We start from the raw sequence: 19,554 nt of genomic DNA, 5'->3' as shown, positions 1-19,554 counted from the left end.
TCAGGAGAGAAGCATCAGTCGGTCCCAGCCAATCGGTTGGTCGAGCGCCCCGAGCAGGGCCAGCGCCACCCCGGCTTCTCCCTGGAGCAGGCCGGGGTGAGATTCGTAGTGGCCGGTTTCGTGGTTGAACGCCCGGAAAACGTCGTCGTCCGTCTCCGCCCGGGCGAAGCGAAGGGTCTGTTCCAGCCAGTAGTCGGCAGTTTCAGCCAGATAGGGGTGGGCCATCCGCCGGGCCGCCCACCGGAACAGGTGCGCCAAACCGGCCGAACCGTGGCATAGGCCCGCGTCGTGAACAGGCCCCGTCGACAGGTCCCGGCGACGGGCTGCGTGCAGGGTCGTCTGTAGGGCTACGGCCTTCCAGTCGGCATGGTTCAGCGCCCGGCTCCCCATCCAGAAGGCATGGGCCACCCCGAGGTCGCCGTAACACCAGCCCAGGCGGCTTTCCTGATTCTCCCGGTTTTCTCCGACCCTATTCGGAAACCGCGACCGGCCCGCCGTGTTGCGCTGGTTCCAGAGCCACTGCAATCCGCCCTGCATCAGTTCGGCGCAGCGGACACCGGCGAAGCCGTATTTCCGGAACAGCGCCAGCAGCACCACCACCCCGGCCGTTCCGTGGGCCAGCCCCAGATTGTACAGCGGAGGGTCCGAAAGACTCCGGCGGCCCAGGTCCAGGAACGGCCAGGTGATATCGCCGTTGGGATACCGGACCGCGAGGGCCGCCAGCTCTTCAACCAGCAGTTCCATGTACCGGCTGATCGTCGGAGTCGGTTTCCGTTCGAGGAAGTACAGACCGGCACCCAGCCCGCCGTACAGGTAGTCGAAATTCCCGTGGCGGAGGTCGTCCAGCGATAGTTCGAACAGCGGTTCGTCGAGATCGGCCACGATGGCCTGGGCTTCGGCAGGCTCCACATCGATCAGGCCCCGGCGGCTCAGGTGCAGGAAGCCCCAGGCCACCCCGGCCATACCCGAGGCAAAATGATGCGTCAGTTCGCCCTGCTGAATGGCGGACAGGCCGGCCAGCAGCCGGTCCAGCGTCCGATCCGACCCGAATGCCGGGTCGAGGATCCGGCTATAGGCTTCCACCAGGGCGAAACCCGTCTGCCCGGTCAGGAGGGAGACGTTCCCTTCCACCGGCTGCCGGGAAATGCGGGCGGCAAGGCGACCGACCAGCTGGGCCGTCGCTGGAGTTCCGGAGGTAACGGTGAGCATCATACGGCTTCGGTGAGGGGGGTGAAAACCGGATTGACGGCGGTGGAAAAGGTGCGGGCCAGCAGCGTTATTCCCTTCAGCTTCTGGCTGGTTTTTTCGGCCAGATTCAGAAAGATGAACTCATCGACGCCATAGAGTTCGCCGAGTTTGAAAAGTTCGTCCCGAATGAATTCAGGAGGGCCGATCAGTTCGTTGTAGGTGGCGGCCGGTCGGCTCAGCGACTCCCGGATCCGGCGGGCCTCCCGGCCGCTTTCGGCGCAGATGCCGGCCACGGCCAGATTGACCACCGGCCGTTTTTTATGCTTTTGATAATACGCTTCCCGGTATTGGAGAAGCGTTTCGGCTTCCCGGATCGGGTCGTCGATGCGATGGTGGAACAGCGACTTGCAGAGGGCGGTATCCAGCTGAACGGCCGCTTCGATATTGTTCAGGCCGGAGGCCAGCGTCCAGAGTTCGGGCGTGTAGCCCGTCCGGGGGGTGATCAGCCCGGCGTGTCCGTCGGCCGTCAGGTAGGCGACGAGATCATTCAGGTTCCGGCGGAGTGTGTCGGACCAAACCGCCGGGTCGGAGACGTCCAGATCCGGCGAAAGGTAGGCCCCGATTTCGCCGGGAACCCGGCCCTTTGCCAGGCCGAGGTCGATGCGGCCGGGAAAGAGATTGTTGAGCAGTTTGAAGGCGGAAGCCACCCGGAACGGGTTGTGGTAGGCCATCAGCAGCCCGGCCACCCCCACCTTGATGCGGCTGGTCAGGCCCGCGATGATGGGCACCAGAGCCTCCGGGTTGCAGTAGGCCGGGGAGGCCCCGTAATGTTCGGCCAGCCAGAATCGGGTAAACCCGAGTGTTTCCGCTTTTTCGGCGTAAATCAAGACGTTTTCAACAATGTCGAGCGGACTGATGCAGCCGGTCCCGAATTCGAGAAGACCTAATTTCATGGGGTGTAGGCAGTATAGTGGAGGTGTGTCGGGAATCAGGCCCGGGCAGCCCCTGCGGGAGCGGCTGCCCGGGCCTTTGGCATCGGAGAAGGGAAAGAGCGCCTTTCTGCAAGGAAAGGGCCTGGCCCGGCGGATTAAAACTTAACCGGGCAACCCTGGTGCGTCGAACAGTTGGTGTCCGAAATCTTCACCGGGCGCATACCGCCCAGCACGTTTTGAGCCTGCGCTTTGGAGAGAGAAACGATCTGATCGGTTTTCAGTGACAGTTTGGCAATTTGCTTTTTCATGATTGAAAAGTGTTTGGTGTGTTGTTTTTAGCGCCTACTCTGGTCCGGTTTTCGGCATCCCCGTCGTGATCACGATGTAAAGATGCGCCGGCGCCGGAACCTGGGCGAAAGCGGATTAGCCCCTGCGACGAAAGACCCGGCGGAAAGCGCGAAAGGGAGGGGGTAAAAGACGAATGAGGGAACGGCGAAAAAACCGCCGTTCCCTCATTTGGAGTAAGCTAAAAGCCTGTATTTCAATAATCTATTTTAGAAGGCTCATCACGGCCTCGTCGCCCATCACGGCATTGGCCGGTCGGGGATAGGCGTCATTGAATACCGCCAGGTCGGCGGGGGTGAGCAGGGTGTTGGTGCTTTCGTCGATCTGGCCGTCCTTCAGGATGCGGTTCAGGTCCAGCTTCAGGTGTTTCGCCAGGAAGCGGTAGGCAGCCGCCCGTTTGGAGGGGCCGTAATCATGCCCTTCTGCGGCCAGATGAAGGTTTTCGACCCGGTCCTTCGCGTTGTAATAGCCGTAAATCCGCTGCACGTAGGGAAACTCCACATTGGGCGTGTTTTTGGTCCAGTCTTTTCCGTCCGACACCATCAGCATGGGCCGGGGAGCCGCCAGGGCGGCAATCTCTACGTTGTCGGTTTCGTGGGTGGGGCGTTTATGAATGGGCATTCCGCTCTCGCAGACGCACCCGCCGAAGAAGTGAGCCGACACCATCACTACCGGCACCGACACCTTCACCCGCGGGTCGAGGGCCGTCAGCAGGAACGTCTGGGTGCCGCCCCCCGATTCGCCCGAAACCGCCACCCGCTCCCGGTCCACTTCGGGCAGGCTGGTGAGGAAATCGAGCGCCCGGATGCTGTTGAGGGTCTGAAGGCGCGGGGCCTCCGCAATCTTGTGATCGCACTGTCTGGAGTCGCCGTAGCCGAGCATGTCGTAGACGAACACCACCGCTCCCAGGCGGGCCATCGTGGCACAGCGCTGCTGGGTCTGCTCCACGAAGCGGGCATCCTGTTTGGCGGTGTGACCGTGCGGGCAGAGAACGGCCGCCGTTTTTCCCTTCAGGCTCACGGGCCGATAGAGGTTTCCGGTGACGTAAAAGCCGGGAACGCTCTCGAAGGCTACGTTCTCTACCGTGTATCCGTCGAGGGTACGCAGGCTGTGCCGGATGGGTTTCAGGGGCGCGAAGGCCGGTTTTTCGGGCAGCCGCAGGCCGTCGCGGATGCCCTGGCGGATCAGGGCGGCCCGTTTTTCCCAACCCGCGCGGTCCTGATGAAGTTTACCGTATTCGGCCAGGGTTTTCGCGCCGTCGGCTTCCGAAAAATAGGCGCCCTGGCGCAGGTCGGGGCGATCCGGATTCGGCTGGGCAAGAAGGGGATAGACGGAAAACGCGCATAAGCCGAGAAGAAGGAGAGAAGATCGCATGACGGACGGGGTTTAGGATACTCAAATCTGCTTATTTTTGTCAATTCTTTAAAAGGAAACCCGGACATCTTCTACCGCTTTATGAAAAAAATACTTTTGGCGCTGCTCCTGCTGTCGTCCGTGGCCCGGGCGAACGTTTCGCTGCCGGCCATACTCAATTCCAATATGGTGCTTCAGCAGGAGACGGAAGTGACGATCTGGGGCTGGGCCGACCCGACCGAAAAGATCACCGTGACCGCCGGCTGGGACAACCAGCCCCTCACCGCCACCGGCAGCGACCTGGCCACCTGGAGCGTGAAGCTCCGCACCCCGAAAGCCGGTGGTCCCTACACGATCACTATCCAGGGCCGCAACCGGGTCGAACTGACCAATCTGCTGATCGGTGAGGTGTGGCTTTGCTCCGGCCAGTCGAACATGGAGATGACGGCGGGCGGGGGAGTGAAGGACGCCCGGGCCGAACTGCCGACGGCCTACAACCCCAATATCCGGTTTTTCAAAGTTCCGCGCCGGGCCGCCGACGCCCCGCAGATCGACGTGAAGGGCAACTGGATGGTCTGCGATTCCGTCACCCTGAAGCACTTCAGCGCGGTCGGATATTTTTTCGGAAAGAAACTACAGAACACCCTGAACGTTCCGATCGGCCTGATCGACATGAGCTGGGGCGGGTCGTTCATGGACAGCTGGATTCCGGAAGAACTCGTCCGGCTCTACCCCGAAACCCGGCGGTCGGCGCAGACGATGCCGAAAGCGCCCTGGGCGCCGAACAAACCGGGTGTCCTGTACAACGGGATGGTGGCTCCGCTGACGACGTTCCCGCTGGCCGGGGTCATCTGGTACCAGGGCGAATCGAACCGCCACGACCCGGCGGCCTATTACAAAATGACGCACCTGCTGGTCGATACCTGGCGGGGGCTGTGGGGGAAGGAATTGCCGTTCTACTACGTTCAGATTGCGCCCTTCACCTACGGAGGGCAGTACCAGACGGCTGCGGTTCGGGAGAGCCAGACCCGGGCGATGGACATTCCCAAATCCGGCATGATCGTTACGACCGACCTGGTCGATAACCTGAAAGACATTCACCCGGCCTACAAGAAGGAGGTCGGCAACCGGCTGGCGAACTGGGCGCTGGCCGAAACCTACGGCCGGAATGCGGGTCCGTACAAAAGCCCTCAATACCGCTCGATGGAGGTCGACGGAAATAAAATCCGGATCACCTTCGACCACGTCCCCGGTGGGCTGCTGGTAAAGGGGGGGACTGAGGTCGGCGAACTGGAAATTGCCGGTGGCGATAAGGTGTTCGTGAAGGCTCAGGGCCGTATCAAAGGCAATACGCTGGAAGTTTGGTCGGATCAGGTCCGCAACCCGGCGGCCGTCCGCTTTGCCTTCCGCGATGCCCCCGAACCGAACCTGTTCAGCAGGGAGGGCCTGCCCGTGATCCCCTTCCGCACCGACGACTGGGAACTGGGCCTGAAAACGGACCGGAATCCGTGATACCCCCAACCCCCTCCTTGCTGAGGAGGGGGCGGGGGGTGGTGTTTTAATTCCCCTTCTGTTTCTGAATCGCGTCCATCATCTTCTTTCGCTGGGCCGGGCTGAGGCCCCGGATGCCGGAGGCTTCGTAAGAAGGGCCTTTTTTATAGTCTTTCGGGAGTTCGAAGAGGGAGGCCGGTACCGGTTTGCTGTCGTACCGGACCAGCTCCATCGTCATGCCGCCCCGGTCGTTGCCGTTTTTCATCCGGACGAAAAAACCGTCGGCACCGGCTTTTTTCAGTTCACTGTACAGGATATCCCCTCCGAAACTTTTGTTGGCCCGCCAGTAGGACAGCAGCTTGTCGTAACCCGGAATGTCGCGGGTGGTCCAGATGTCCATGCTCCCCTGCTGGAAAGTCACCCTGGCGTGGGTCGTATTCAGGTTGCGGATTTTTTCCTTCCCGATCACCTTCACGGTCGCTTTCCCGGCGGTCGGGGCCGTTCCCGGACTGGAGGTGGTTTCGGAATAAGTCCGGTTGGCAGGGTTCAGCATATAGATCGTATTCGGGTTTTCGGCCCGCATCAGCATCGACTGTTTCATAGGCGCTCCGGCTCCCGGGATGGACACCGTCATGTCGGTGCGGACATTGCCGTTGGAAAAATACACGAGGCTGGTCGAGGGCCGGCTGTTTCCGGGCAGGGTCACCTGGTATTCGACGGTTCCCTGCTGCGCCAAGGCGAGAGCGGGCAGGCAGAGGGCAGAGAAAAGGACAAAAAGTCGCTGGATCATGGGGTTCTTGCTTATCATTAATGGGGAACCGGCGATATTAAGGATTTTCCGGCATATTTATCCGGAACGACCCGGCCGAAACCGGTCCTGTAACCGGCCGTTCTTTGAGATGTAACGACCCGGTCGTACATTTAGCATCGACCTGCTGTTCCAAACCCTGATGAAGAAATTATTCCTTGCCCTGGCTCTCCTCGGAGCGGGTTGCCCGACCCTGTTTGCCCAGAACAACCCGCCCCGGCTGATCGTCCGCGGAGACGATATGGGGTACGCCCACTCCGGCAACGAAGCCCTCGTCAAATGCTTCCGGGAAGGCGTCCAGACGTCCATCGAGGTGATCGTGCCCTCCCCCTGGTTTCCCGAAGCCGTCAAGATGCTCGAAACAATTCCCAACGTGGACGTCGGCATACACCTGGCCCTCACCAGCGAGTGGGACAACGTCAAGTGGCGACCGGTTTCGGACTGTCCCAGCCTTCGCGACCCCGACGGCTATTTCTACCCGATGGTGTACCCGAACAAAAATTACCCCAAACGGTCCATCGTGGAAAACGACTGGAAGCTGGCGGACATCGAGAAGGAATTTCGCGCCCAGATTGAACTCGCCCTCAAGAAGATACCCCGCATTTCGCACATCTCCGGGCATATGGGCTGTACCAATATGGGAACGGAGGTGAAGGAACTGGTCAAACGACTGACGAAGGAATATAACCTCGACATCGACCCGGCCGGGCTGGGCGTGGTGGGAGTCGGCTATGTCGGGCCGCATGCCACCCCGGCCGAAAAACTCCAGAGCTTCCGGAAAATGCTCGAAAGCCTCGAACCGGGTAAAACGTATCTCTTCGTCGACCATCCCGGCCTCGACACCCCCGAACTGCGGGCCATCCATCACATCGGCTACGAGCAGGTGGCCATGGACCGCCAGGGCGTCACCGATACCTGGACGAATCCCGAAATCAAAGCGCTGATCCAGTCCAGGGGAATCCGGCTGATCGGTTACCGGGACCTGAAAAAGTAGTGGAAAGCTTCATTAACTAATTTGTTCATCCCGGTTTCTTGTCGTTACCGATTTTCCATTATTTTTAACTTCTCCGTCATGCAACAGGAATTTTCCAATCATTTAAACGGACCTTTTCTATCGTAAAACCTTTACCGAACTGACCATGTCATCGCCCGTTTTCCGAGCCGTACTGCGGCTTTTGCTGCTGGGCATTTCTCTTCCCTGCCTTGCTACGCACCAGGTGGGCGGTCAGCTGGAGATGCGGGCCGTCGGCGACGTGCCGGGACATTTCCGGATCATCGTAACCAACTATCTGGAAGACAACGCCCGGGGGGCCAACCAGCGGGGCGGTGGGCTGGGGATCTTCCGCAAGCGCGACAACCAGCGGATGCTGGTATTCTACGTCGAGGAAACCGGCACCCGGTCGCGGGTGGTATTCACGAACGAAGCCTGCGCCACGGCCCGCAACCAGCGGGTGGTGGTGGCCGTTTTCGAAGCCGACGTTCAGCTCGACCCGGCCGAATACACCGATTCACAGGGCTATTACATTTCCTACCAGACCCAGTTCCGCAACAACGGAATCAACAACATCGAGAACCCGGCCCGGACGGGATTTACCTTCTACCTGGAATTTCCGCCCCTTCAGCGAAACGGTCAGCTGTTCAATAACTCGTCTCCTCATTTCGGCAACATCAACGGGGAATACATCTGCGTGGGCGAACCGTTCACCTTTCCCTTCGGCGGAAAGGACCCCGACGGCGACGAACTGCGGTATTCGATGGTAACGCCCCTCGATCAGTTAAACTCCGGCAATGGGAACGGAAACGGCAACGGCCCGGGCAATCAGGCGGTCTCGGCCGGGCCGTATCCGGAGGTCCGGTGGGCGTCGGGATTCAGCGCCGGTCGGGCCATTCCGGGCAGTCCGGCCCTGTCGGTCGATCCGCAGTCGGGCCGGCTTTCGGTGACGGCTACGCAGCTGGGGCTGTTCGTCTTTGCCGTCAGGGTGGAGGAGTTTCGCAACGGGCAGAAGATCGGGGAGGTGCGCCGGGAATTTCAGCTGCTGGTCATCGATTGCCCGCCCGTGCAGGCCCCGACGCCCGACGTCTGGGCCGTCAGCCAGCCCGCCGGCAGGGAATTTACCGTGTGCAAAGGCAACCGGCTGACGCTTCAAACCACCGCCAACGCAAACTGGAACTACCAGTGGCGACGCGACGGCATCAACCTCGACAACGCCACCGGCACCACCCTGGCCGTCGACGAACCCGGCGATTATTCGGTGGTAGTTTCCCTGAAAACCGAATGCGGCAAGGCCAGCGGTTCGCAGAGCGTCCGGGTGAACTTTCTGGATCTGAGCGCTCCGGTCTCCGTGAGCGGACAGCTATGCGCCACCGACGGCACCGTCCGGCTGGGTGTCCCGGCCGGCACGGACCGAACGTATGAATGGTTTCGAAACAACCAGCCGGTGAGCGGGCAAACCGGCAATGAACTGGTCATCACGCAACCCGGTCAGTATCAGGTGGTCCTGAAGCAGGCAAAGGTGGGCTGCACCTACCGGGCCGAAACCATCCCGGTGGACCGCGCCCCGGCGGTGCGGGCGGTATTGCGGGCCGAAAAGACCAATATCTGTCCCGGTGCCACGGTCACCCTTCAGGCCTCCGGCGGGGTGAGTTACAGCTGGCAGCGCGACGGCCAGACGCTCGGGTCATCACCCGAACCGGTCTATAATACGCAGGCTCCCGGTAGCTACGTCGTGACGGCCACGGCCGAGAACGGCTGCACGGGCACCTCGGGTCCGCTGGTGCTGGAAGCGATTCCCGGCATCCAGGTTTCGCTCGTTCCCCTGCCGGGCGTCTGCGGCACCGACGCGCCGGCCATGACGCTGAGCGGCAGCCCGGCCGGTGGTACCTTTAGCGGGCCGGGCGTCACGGGCAACCAGTTCAACCCGAAAGCCGCCGGGATCGGTGAACACGAATTGACGTACACGGTTAATTTTTCTCCCGAATGTCCCGGAGCGGTGGCCCGCCGGACGGCGGTAGTCGCCCCCATCCCGACCATCGGTTTTTCCGAAAATATCATCACCTCCTCCGGCAGTTCGATCACCATCAGCCCGGTGCTGACGGGCAATCCGGTCACCTTCGAATGGAGTCCGCCCCTGTACATCTCTAACCCGACCGAGGCCAACGCGAACGTCGTCGGGATTGAGGACGATATGACCTATACGCTCCAGGTCCGCAACGCAACGGGCTGCCTGGCGGAAGCTTCGGTAGTCGTGACGGTGTATGAACGCATCTGGGTTCCGGCCGCCTTCAGCCCGAACGGCGACGGCCAAAATGACCTCTGGGAACTGAAGGGCGTCGAGGCTTTTCCGGAGGTGGAGGTGACGGTGTTCAACCGCTGGGGCGAGGTGGTGTACCACTCCAAAGACCGCTACGCCCATCCTTTCGACGGCACGATGAAGGGGCAGGCCCTGACGGTCGGCGGGTATGCCTGGACGATCCGGTACGCTCCCGGTAAACCCCTGCTGCGGGGTTCGCTGATGCTCCTGCGCTAAGGCTATTTCCGTTCCAGCATCGCCCGGAAGCCGTCGAGGTCGATCGTTTCCCTGAATTGGCGCATCAGTTCCCGCTTGGCAACCATGTCGGCCGCTTCCTCATAGCGCAGGTAGAGCTGGATCGACTGAACGGCGTGCCGGGGCAGCCGGCGGTCGGCAAAGCTGAAGTCGTGCGTCACCAGGGGCCGGCCGGTTTTTTCCTGTTCCTCGAAGGTCCCCTTGCCGCGGTAGTTGAGCAGCAGTTCGGTCGGGTCGGTCAGGATGGCCTGGGCGGCCCGCTGCTGGGGCGTCATGGCCTGAAGGAAGCCCTCCAGCCGTTTGGCGCCGTCGCGGTATTCCTGAGCGGTCTTCAGGCGTTTCTTATACCCGTCTTCCATGCTGCGCTGGTTGTCGCGCTTGTATTTCTCCCGTTCGGCTTCGGACTTGAAGGCGATCTTGTCGGCGTAGGCATTGGACTCCTTCAGGGCCGCTTCCAGCTGGCGGTTCGTTTCCTCGAACTCCTTCTGATGGTTTTCCGCCACCTTCTGCATCGCCCGGACCAGTTCCTCCCGGCTGATGGGCCGCACCGGCAGCCGTCCGTCGGCAGTAATCACGATCGACTCCCGTTTGTTGCCTTTTTCGTTCTGACGAATGCTGTACACCGGGTAGCCTTTCAGTTCACCGACCTTGTAAGGCATGTAAAAGGCTTCCTGCCCGTTGGTCAGGTCCAGCCCGACGGGTTCCATAAACTGCTTCAGGTGATTGACGTAGCACTCCAGCCAGGTGCCGGTTTCACCCGAAAGCTCGATCTTCCCCCGAAAACACCAGTAATGCTTGAAATAGGTCGTGGTCGAATACCGAAGCGGGCCGCCGGCGGGTTCGAGGGCGTAGTATTGGTCGGGGTCATAGCCGGCCCCGCGGTAGGCCCGCGCTTCCAGACCTCTGGGGGAGGGGTAAGCCTGCCGGAACAGCCGGATGATTTTATCCTGCCGTTCAAACACCGGCTGAAGACTCTGTTTCGGGATGCTTTTGGCCGGGTCGGTCAGCCATTCGGGTTTATACTGCCATTCCCGGGGAAACTGTCGGGCCTGTTCGGTGCAGGCGGGGTCATCTCCCGGGCCGGTATGGGCGGTGAGGAGGGTCGTCAGGAGAATGGCCACCGCCAGGCGGGGAAAACGGCCGAAAGGGATTCGATTCATGAAACGCAAAGCGAAAAGGACGAAGTGTCGGTACATCGGTTTTACAAAGATGGACCGCCGTTCGCAAAGGCGCAGAAGGAATCGGATTCAATCGCCGGATTACCTGACTGAAAGAATCAATTCTCCGGATGGAGTGAAAAAGAAAAGGCCCCGCAGGTTACGGGGCCGGAATCATTTTTACCGTGAGTTTGACGCCCTGGGCCGTCGGGAGGCCGTAATTCTGAAGGAGTCGTAGCCATTCGAGGTCGCCGGGGTCTTTGGAGGAACCCGAAATCCGGCGGTGGTAATGGAAGCGGTTTTCGGTCAGGGAGTCGATGTCCCAGCGGTCTTCCGATGTCGCGTCCGAAATCACCCATTTCGTATCGTTTTCCAGCAGTTGCCAGGAATAGGTTTTCGCCGTTCCGTCGAGGCCGGTCTGGATGACTTTGCCGTCGGGTTTGAAATCGAGCCGGAACCGCGTCATATCCAGCGCATTCTGGGTGCCGCCTTTGGTATACACCGTGGCATCGACCGTGCCGAGGGCCATTTCGCTCGTCCGGATCTCCCACACCCGGGTGATCAGTTCGGCCCGGGATTTAGGCTGAGCCTCGTCGTCCCTTCCGCTTCGACAGCCGAAGAAAAGCACACTTCCGGTCCACAGCATCCATACGGCTTTTTTCATGGCGTCGAAGCGTTCGGGTGGTTCGATTTCAGGATTTTACGGAACCGGAGTCAGCTTCACGGCCAGTTTGATACCGCCTGTGGTCGGAACACCGTAGGTTTTCGCGAGCTGAATCCAGTTCTGGTCGGCCGGGTTGGTCGAGTTTTCCTGGACGGTCCGGCTGATGTCAAGATTCTTGTCCGTCAGGTTGTCGATGGTCCAGGTGTCCGTAATCTGGCTGCCGGAAATGGTGATTTTAGTGTCGTTTTCGCCCAGTTTCCAGGTGCCGGTCTGGTTGCTGCCGTCGATGTTGGTCTGCGTTACCTGCCCGTTGCTGTTGAAGGCCAGCCGGAATTTGCTCAGGTCGGCTGGGTTCTGGGCGGCTCCTTTGGTGTAGATGTTCAGGGTCGGCAGGGCTCCGACGGTGGCTTGTCCGGACTGCACCTCCCAGGTTCTGGCTACCAGCTGGGTTTTGGTCTGGGCCGCGGGCTGGGTGCCATCATCGTCTTTTTTGCAGCTCCAGAGGAAGGATACGCCAAGCAACAGAAATAAAAGGGATTTTTTCATGATTGAGTGAAACGAAGAAGGTGATTGGATGGGTGGCGCCGTCCGTCGCCGGAGACGGAACCGGCCGCCAAGTTATCAAAATGGTCCGGCAATTCAAGAACCGATCAGTGCAGTCCCTGGCAAATACAGTGGATATGACCGAAGCTCTGCGTTTCGGCGTGCCACTGGAAGCTGTCGTTGTAACGGTGGTTCTCCCAGAAAAATTTTCCCCGCGGCCGGTTATAGTTTCCGGTTTCGGTCATGGTTTCGGCATCGTACAGGCGGCCGTTGACCATGACGTAGCGGACGGTTTCGCTGTTGCGCAGGTCCTGAAGCGGGTTTTTGTCCAGCACGAGCAGGTCGGCCAGCTTTCCGGTTTCCAGCGAGCCGATCTCCTGATCCAGTCCAAGGTTCCTGGCCGGTAGAATCGTGGCCTGCTTCAGCGCCTGATGGTTGGAAATCCCGCCCTGGCCCAGCATCCAGAGTTCCCAGTGGGCCCCCAGACCCTGTAACTGCCCATGCGCCCCCAGCTGCACGCTCACTCCGGCATCGGCCAGCTGCCTGGCCGTCTGCGAATTACCGATGTGGCCGAAATCGTCGTCCGGCAGCATCTGCCGACGGCGCGACCGGCTGTCGATCAGGGCGCGGGGCGTAAACCGCAGCAGCCGCTCCTGCTCCCAGACGTTGGTTTTCTGATACCAGTAATATTCGCCCGACACACTGCCGAAACTGACGATCAGGGTCGGCGTGTAGGCGGTTTTACTCTGACTCCAGAGCGACACCACATCCCGATACACCGGGCAGACGGGCAGGTTGTGTTCGATGGTCGTGTGGCCGTCCATAATCATCGTCATATTGTGATTGAAGAACGAGCCGCCCTCCGGCACCACCATCATGCCCAGCTCGCGGGCCGCCTGGATGATCTGCTGGCGCTGGTTCCGGCGGGGCTGGTTGTAACTCTTGACGGAAAAAGCGCCCACGGCCTTCATCCGGCGCAGGTGGGAGCGGGCGTCGTCGAGGCTGTTGATGACGGTCCTGAAATCGCCGTCGGCCCCGTACAGGATGGTACCGGTGGAGTAGATACGCGGCCCCACCATTCGGCCCGACCGCACCATCTCGGCCTGGCTGAACACCATCTCGGTATTGGACGAGGGGTCGTGAACCGTCGTGACGCCGTAGGCCAGATTGGCGAAATACGACCACTGCTGCTGGGGCGACTTGCCGTCGCCGGTACCGATGTGGGCGTGGGAGTCGATCAGGCCGGGCATGAGCGTTTTGCCCGTAACGTCGATGATCCTGGCCCCGGCCGGGATACTGACCCGATCCGCCGGACCGACCGCCAGAATCCGGTTGTCCTGCACCACGAGCGTCCCGTTTTCGATCACCTCGTCGCCTTTCATCGTCACAAGGGTGCCTCCCCGGAAGGCCACTACGCCCTTCGGAACGTCGGTGGTCAGGCTCAGACCCATCGGGATCCCCGTCGTATCGACGGCGGGCAGTTTTTCCGGGGCGCCCTCGACGAACGAAAAGCTGTTCTTCACCGCCCGGGTGAAATATTCCGGCCCGATCATCCAGTGCAGGTTCCGGCTGTCGGCCGACCAGTGGAGATAATCCCCGGCGTCGCGGGTGACTTTGTAAACCGGGAACGCCTTCGTGGAACCCGAGAGGTCGGCGGCTTTGCCGGCGGCCGGGAAAGGGGCGATATACAGCTGAAAAAGCTCCTGAAACGCGATCCAGCGGTTGTCGGGACTGGGCACGAAGCGGGTGGCGTATTGGGAGGTGAAGTGGGTCTGCTCGTCGGTATTGTTCAGCGTCACGCTCCTGAACGACTTCGTCGCGCCGTCTTCCATGAAATAAATCCGGTCGCCTTTGGCGCTGAACATCGGCTCCTCGCCGTCTTCCCGAATGAACCGGGGCGTGCCCCCGTTGGCCGGCATCACATACAGGCCGGGTTCGACGCCGTAGGCAAAGCCCATGAACCCGTTGCCCGTTCCCTTGCGGTACACGATCTGGGAGCCGTCGGGCGAAAACACCGGGCCGTGGTAGAAGCCTTTCTCCTTCGTCAGCGTCTCCACCCGGCGGGTCGGGAGATGGATCTTCCGGATGCTGCCCGTCAGGGAGTCGTTCCAGGTGGTGTAGAGCAGCGTTTTGCCGTCGGGGCTGAAGGCCGGTTCGTATTCGAATACGCCGGTTTCCTTCGTCAGCCGCTCAGGTTTGCCGTTCGGGAGGGTTTTCAGGTAGAGGTATCCGGCCGCGTGGAACACGACGGTTTTTTCGTCGGGCGAGGTGCGGGCCTGCCGGATCATTCGGGATTCGAACGTGGGCGAAAAGACCTGCTGCCGGAACCGCACCGCATCCTGCACCACCAGTTTGGCGTCCACGGTGAACGGGATCTCGACGGCTTTGGCAGACTGCACGCCGACCCGGAAGAACTTGCCCTTGGCCCAGATGACGATCTCGCGGCCGTCGGGCGTCCAGTTGTAATTCGGATACAGGCCCATGATCGCCCAGGCTTCCTGCTGGTCCTTGTTGAGCTGGTCGAATACCGGATATTCCTCGCCGGTTTTCAGGTCGTGAATATACAGCACCGACTGCGTCCGCACCCGGCGCACGAAGGCCAGCCGGTTTCCGTCCGGCGAAATCTGCGGGCGGGTGGCTCCGCCGGGGCCGGTCACGATGTTCTTTATTTCGCCGGTCTGGCGGTCGACGCGCCGGATGGCGTAAATCTGCCCGTTCGGGTCTTTGTTGTACTGAAAAATCGGGCCGGGACTGACGTCCTCGCTGAAGTAAACGTACCGGCCGTCGGGTGAAACGCAGGGCTCCCCGGCATCCTGCTGGTCGTTTTTGCGTTTGGTCAGCTGCAAACCCGCCGAGGGGCCGCCCGCGTGATAGAGCCACAGTTCCCCCGCGCCCAGCGACCGGCGGCTGGTGAAGTGCTTCCGCGCGACCAGATACTGCCCGTCGGGCGTCCAGACGGCGTTGTTCAGCAGCCGGAAATCCTCGTTGGTGATCTGGCGAAGGCCCGAACCGTCGCGGTTCATGGTCCAGATGTTGTCGCCCCCGCCCCGGTCGCTGGTGAACGAGATGCGTTTGCCGTCGGGGCTGTAGCGCGGCTGCACTTCCAGGGCCGGGCCGCCCGACAGCAGCCGCGCTTCTCCGCCCGCAATGGGTATGGTGTACAGGTCGCCGAGCAGATCGAAGACGATTTCGCGGCCATCGGGGCTGATGTCCAGGTTCATCCAGGTGCCTTCATTCGTTCGGAAAGATACTTCCCTGAACGGGCCTCTGGGGGTGGAGACGTCCCAGGGGCCGGCGGGTTTCTGGGCCGCAGCGGTCAGCGCGGCCGACAAGGCGAGGGCCAGGGTCAGGTTACGGTTCATAGAGGAGGAAACAGACCTTAAAGATAGCGAAAGCCGCCGAAATTCCCGGTTTTTCCTGACATGCGGATTCATTTCCTTCCCCCGATGGGATTTTGGAAGGGATTAGTTTAAGCTATTTTAGAAGTATTGTACTATAGGAAGAAATTCGTTGGGAGGAAAGAAGAAAATTCGGATTAAGGGCGTTTTATTAAAACCTTTTAAATCAATAGGTTGTATATTTATTCAAATAACCGACTTTCCTGCTCGGCCTTTTTGTGGGATAAGCGTTTTTGGATTTTAGAGAGCAGGAGCCGATATACTAACTTGAACTTATCATGAATACGATAGAAAACCGCATCAACGAACTTCAGAATCAGATTGAACTGCTTTCCGGCCGGATCGACCGGCTGCGGGAAGAGGCCGCCGGACCGAACCACCCGCCGGACCGCCCCCTGATGCGTCGTCCGGCGGCCGCCCCGAATCGTTCCGGGCGCCCGGAACGGGGTCTGGACCGCTACCGGGCCCTGCACCGTTCGGCCCGGAATCCGGTCAGACCGCACTATGCCTGGTAAGCCGGGCGGGTTACCGGACCATGTGCCGGTAGACCAGTTCGGAAACCTTCGCCAGCGTTTGCCGGGCGGCCGGTTCGTCCTTCACGTTTTTGGACAGGAGAACCAGCACGTACCGGCGGCCGTCGGGCAGGAAAACGATGCCGCCGTCGTGGAGAACGCCCGTGATCCAGCCGGTTTTGTGGGCCACCCGAACGTCTTTCGGCAGGTTGGCCGGAAGGATGGTGTTGAACCGCTGGTCGAGCAGGATGTCGATCATGGCCCGGGAGGCTTCCGGCCCCACGGCCCGGCCCTCCGCGATGACGGTCAGCAACTGCATCAGGTCGAAGGCGGTGACGGTATTGTTGAGCCCCTTTGCAAACGCTTTGCCGTCTTCCACCCCGCGCAGGACCTGGAGATCCCGCGCCCCCAGCCGACGGGCGGTGGCCGTCACGTTCCGGGCGCCCACGCGCTCGATGACGAGGTTGGTCGCCAGGTTGCTGCTTAGAATGATCATGTCGTACACCAGCGAAGAGAGGGTTCGTTTACCGCCGATCCGGCCGTAAATGGCCGTGTCGCTGTCGGACTCCGGCCCAAGCCGGAACGGACTGCCGTCGACGATGCTCTCGAACGCATTATCGATCAGGAGGGAGTCGGAAAGGGAGAGCCGTTTTTCGGCGGCCTGCCGATACACCTCGATCATGACGGGCAGTTTCATCATGCTGGCCGCGTGAAAGACCTCCCGATCCCGCAGGAGCAGTTCCTCACCGGTCCGGAGATCCCGAAAGGCGACGGCGAAGGTCCCCGGCACGTTTTCCAGCTCCCGGATCACTGCTTCGCGGAGCCGTTCCGTCGGTCCGGGCCGGGAAACCGGAATCAGGGCCGCGAACACGGAGGATAAGATTGCAAGGAGGGTTAGGCGGGTTCGGTGGTTATGCATAGAAACGGTTCGGGGACTTTTTATGAAATTAAGCCTGGAACCGGAAGAAACCAAAGATCGTCGTGAATGACCAACCTTGAAATCGTTCTGTTACTGATGGCGCTGCTGGCCGGACTGGCCTCCGTAGCCCAGAAATATCGAATTCCCTACCCGATTCTGCTGGTCATCGGCGGCCTGATCATCGGCTTCATTCCGAGTATCCCCGACATTCACCTGGAGCCTGATGTGGTTTTTCTGATCTTCCTTCCCGCCCTGCTCTACGAAGCCGCCGGCAACATCTCCTGGCATGATTTCAGAGAGTTCAGGCGGCCGATCTCCACCCTGGCCATCTGGCTGGTGTTCTTTTCCACGGTGGCCGTCGCGGTGGTGGCCCATGAGTTCATTCCGGGCTTCACCTGGCCGCTGGCCTTCGTGCTGGGGGCCATCATCAGTCCGCCCGATGCCGTGGCCGCGACCAGCGCCACCAAAGGCCTCGGTTTGCCCAAGCGCCTGATCGCCATTCTGGAAGGGGAGAGTCTGGTCAACGATGCCTCCGCGCTGACCGCCTACCGGTATGCCGTCGGGGCCGTCACCAGCGGCAGCTTTGTCGTTTGGCAGGCCGGTGTCCAGTTTCTGGTCGTGGCGGTGGGCGGAGTAGCCGTCGGCATCGCCATCGGGTATATTTTCAGCCGGATTCACATTTATCTGATCGATAATCCGACCATCGAAACGACGCTGACGCTGCTGGTGCCGTTCGTTTCCTACCTGCTGGCCGAACATTTCCACATGTCGGGGGTGCTGGCGGTCGTGGCGACCGGCCTGTACATTTCCTGGCGCACGTTCGAACTGTATTCCTTCCGGACCCGCATTCAGATCAACGGATTCTGGAACATCTTCGTCTTCCTGCTCAACGGCTTCGTCTTCATCCTGATCGGTTCTCAGCTGCCTATCGTGCTGAAGGGTCTCACCCGGTTTTCGCTGCCGGTCCTGGTGGGCTACGGTCTGCTGATCAGTGCGGTCGCCATTGCGGCCCGGATCATCTGGATTTTCCCGCTGGCCTATATTTCGGCCCTGTTCAACCGGATGAAGGGAAAACCCGGGCAGGTGGACCCGAAGGAACTGTTCATCATTTCCTGGGCCGGGATGCGGGGGGTGGTTTCGCTGGCCACCGCCCTGGCGCTGCCGCTTACCCTTCAGAACGGCCAACCGTTCCCCCTCCGAAACGTCATTCTCTTTTTTACCTTCATGGTCATTTTCGTGACGCTGGTGCTTCAGGGGCTGACACTGCCCTTTTTCGTCCGCATCCTGAACGTGCAGGAGCCGCCGGAAAAGACCGCCGACGAAGAGAAAAAACTCCGGCTTTCGATGTCCACCGACTCGATTGCCTTCATCGAAGGGGAACTTTCGCTCCGGCTGCAACCGCAGGTGCTGGACGAACTCAAGGAAAATTTCGAGCAGCAGGTTTACTTCCTGCGGGGGCTGACGCGGCCTCCCGGACCGGGGCCGGAGCGGGTGGATCACAGTTCGCACGGCTTGTTCCGGCAATACCTCGAAGCGGAACTGGACATTCTCCACCACCAGCGAAACAAGGTAGCCCAGTGGCATAAGGAAGGGGCTTTCAGTGATGAAACCATCCGGCGGGTCACCGAGGAACTCGACATCCGCAGCCTCGGCCTTCAGACCCAGCTCGACAGCGTTCCGCTAACTCTTCCCGAAACCAAATAAACCGCATTGACCGTCAAACGATGAAAGCCATTGTCATTACCCGGGCCGGGGAGGCCGATGTTCTTCAACTCCGGGAGGTTCCCGCCCCGGAACCGCAGCCGGGTCAGGTGCTGATCCGGGTGGCGGCCGCCGGCCTGAACCGCAGCGACGTGCTCCAGCGGCAGGGCCGTTACGGAGGCACCGACCCCGCCGGCCAGATTCCGGGCCTGGAGGTGGCCGGAACGGTGGAAGCCGTCGGGCTGGAGGTGCAGAGGTGGCAGCGGGGTGATGCCGTCTGCGCCCTCCTTGCCGGGGGCGGCTACGCCGAATACGCGGCCGTCGACGCGCGGCACTGCCTGCCGGTTCCGGCCGGGCTTTCGGTGGAGGATGCGGCCTCCCTGCCCGAAGCGGTCTTTACGGTCTGGTACAACGTGTTTCAGCAGCCGGGGCTGAAGGCCGGGGAGAATTTTCTGGTGCACGGCGGCAGCAGCGGCATCGGCATCACGGCCATTCAGCTTGCCGGGGCGATGGGCGCAAACGCCTACGCGACGGCCGGCAGCGCCGAAAAATGCGCCTTTTGTGAAGAAATCGGAGCGGTTCGCTGCATCAATTACCGCACGGAAGACTTTGAGGAAGTTCTGAAACCCGTCGGCATCGACGTGATTCTGGACATGGTGGGCGGACCCTACACGCCCAAAAACCTCCGGATTCTGAACCCCGAAGGCCGCCTGACGTTTATCAACGCCATGCAGGGGGCCAAAACGGAGATCAACGCGCTGGAGGTCATGAACAAACGCATCGTCATCTCGGGCAGTACGCTGAAACCGCGTTCGGCCGGCTTCAAGGCGGCCCTGGCGGCCGAAGTGGAGCAGCGGGTCTGGCCCCTGATCGAAAAGGGAAAATTAAAGCCGGTGGTCCACGGGATTTTTTCGCTCGACGAGGCCGCCGACGCCCATCGGCTCATGGAAAGCAGCCGGCACATCGGCAAAATCCTGCTGCGCATTAATAATTGACCA

The 19,554-nt window shown here is 60.8% G+C and carries 16 protein-coding genes; 6 read left to right on the top strand and 10 right to left on the bottom strand.

The annotated features are described in order from the left end of the window. From DX909_RS19025 to DX909_RS19015, 4 genes are all read right to left on the bottom strand, one after another. Entirely contained in the window at positions 1–1,212 is a 1,212-nt protein-coding gene (locus DX909_RS19025; protein WP_128546800.1) for a lanthionine synthetase C family protein, read from the bottom strand. Next, on the bottom strand, positions 1,209–2,141 hold the full coding sequence (locus DX909_RS19020; RefSeq protein WP_128546799.1) for an LLM class flavin-dependent oxidoreductase: 933 nt from the start codon (positions 2,139–2,141) through the stop codon (positions 1,209–1,211). The genes DX909_RS19025 and DX909_RS19020 overlap by 4 nt, the downstream gene beginning before the upstream one ends. 134 nt (positions 2,142–2,275) lie before the next feature. Next, positions 2,276–2,428, bottom strand: a complete 153-nt coding sequence (locus DX909_RS29605) for a class I lanthipeptide (RefSeq protein ID WP_164851342.1) — start codon at positions 2,426–2,428, stop codon at positions 2,276–2,278. 241 nt (positions 2,429–2,669) lie between these two features. Beyond that, a complete protein-coding gene (locus DX909_RS19015; protein ID WP_128546798.1) occupies positions 2,670–3,839 on the bottom strand; it encodes an alpha/beta hydrolase family protein in 1,170 nt (389 codons plus the stop codon). 81 nt (positions 3,840–3,920) lie between these two features. On the opposite strand from DX909_RS19015, the gene DX909_RS19010 reads away from it, so the two are divergent. After that, positions 3,921–5,330, top strand: coding sequence for a sialate O-acetylesterase (locus DX909_RS19010; RefSeq protein ID WP_128546797.1), 1,410 nt, complete (start codon positions 3,921–3,923; stop codon positions 5,328–5,330). A 46-nt stretch (positions 5,331–5,376) separates the two neighbouring features. On the opposite strand, the gene DX909_RS19005 is transcribed toward DX909_RS19010, so the two are convergent. Beyond that, positions 5,377–6,099, bottom strand: coding sequence for a DUF4412 domain-containing protein (locus DX909_RS19005; RefSeq protein ID WP_164851341.1), 723 nt, complete (start codon positions 6,097–6,099; stop codon positions 5,377–5,379). Positions 6,100–6,259: 160 nt separating this feature from the next. Here DX909_RS19005 and DX909_RS19000 point away from each other — a divergent pair, with 160 nt between their 5' ends. Together DX909_RS19000 and DX909_RS18995 are read left to right on the top strand one after the other, a co-directional pair. Beyond that, positions 6,260–7,111 (top strand): polysaccharide deacetylase family protein, encoded by an 852-nt coding sequence (locus DX909_RS19000; RefSeq protein ID WP_128546795.1) that lies wholly within the window; start codon positions 6,260–6,262, stop codon positions 7,109–7,111. A gap of 145 nt (positions 7,112–7,256) precedes the next feature. Beyond that, on the top strand, positions 7,257–9,644 hold the full coding sequence (locus DX909_RS18995) for a T9SS type B sorting domain-containing protein (RefSeq protein ID WP_128546794.1): 2,388 nt from the start codon (positions 7,257–7,259) through the stop codon (positions 9,642–9,644). A 2-nt stretch (positions 9,645–9,646) separates the two neighbouring features. Here the strand turns inward: DX909_RS18995 and DX909_RS18990 are convergent, their stop codons facing one another. From DX909_RS18990 to DX909_RS18975, 4 genes are all read right to left on the bottom strand, one after another. After that, positions 9,647–10,822, bottom strand: a complete 1,176-nt coding sequence (locus DX909_RS18990) for a hypothetical protein (protein ID WP_128546793.1) — start codon at positions 10,820–10,822, stop codon at positions 9,647–9,649. 157 nt (positions 10,823–10,979) lie between these two features. Further along, entirely contained in the window at positions 10,980–11,483 is a 504-nt protein-coding gene (locus DX909_RS18985) for a hypothetical protein (RefSeq protein ID WP_128546792.1), read from the bottom strand. A gap of 36 nt (positions 11,484–11,519) precedes the next feature. Then, entirely contained in the window at positions 11,520–12,029 is a 510-nt protein-coding gene (locus DX909_RS18980) for a hypothetical protein (protein ID WP_128546791.1), read from the bottom strand. A gap of 104 nt (positions 12,030–12,133) precedes the next feature. Next, positions 12,134–15,388 carry an amidohydrolase family protein gene (locus tag DX909_RS18975; RefSeq protein ID WP_128546790.1) on the bottom strand — a complete coding sequence of 1,085 codons (3,255 nt, stop codon included), beginning with the start codon at positions 15,386–15,388 and terminating at the stop codon, positions 12,134–12,136. Between the two features lie 314 nt (positions 15,389–15,702). Between DX909_RS18975 and DX909_RS18970 the strand changes: the two genes are divergently transcribed. Beyond that, positions 15,703–15,939, top strand: a complete 237-nt coding sequence (locus DX909_RS18970; RefSeq protein WP_128546789.1) for a hypothetical protein — start codon at positions 15,703–15,705, stop codon at positions 15,937–15,939. Between the two features lie 10 nt (positions 15,940–15,949). Here DX909_RS18970 and DX909_RS18965 read toward each other — a convergent pair whose 3' ends face one another. After that, entirely contained in the window at positions 15,950–16,807 is an 858-nt protein-coding gene (locus DX909_RS18965; RefSeq protein WP_229311108.1) for a serine hydrolase, read from the bottom strand. A gap of 114 nt (positions 16,808–16,921) precedes the next feature. Here DX909_RS18965 and DX909_RS18960 point away from each other — a divergent pair, with 114 nt between their 5' ends. Together DX909_RS18960 and DX909_RS18955 are read left to right on the top strand one after the other, a co-directional pair. Next, positions 16,922–18,559: a Na+/H+ antiporter gene (locus tag DX909_RS18960; protein ID WP_128546787.1), complete on the top strand. Its 1,638-nt coding sequence runs from the start codon at positions 16,922–16,924 to the stop codon at positions 18,557–18,559. A 20-nt stretch (positions 18,560–18,579) separates the two neighbouring features. Continuing rightward, on the top strand, positions 18,580–19,551 hold the full coding sequence (locus tag DX909_RS18955) for an NAD(P)H-quinone oxidoreductase (protein ID WP_128546786.1): 972 nt from the start codon (positions 18,580–18,582) through the stop codon (positions 19,549–19,551). The last annotated feature ends 3 nt before the right edge of the window (positions 19,552–19,554 follow it).

It is taken from the genome of Larkinella soli (assembly GCF_003703975.1).
GTDB lineage: Bacteria > Bacteroidota > Bacteroidia > Cytophagales > Spirosomataceae > Larkinella > Larkinella soli.
The sequence above is the reverse complement of the archived record's forward strand: the minus strand, read 5'-3'. Positions and strand labels throughout refer to the sequence as shown.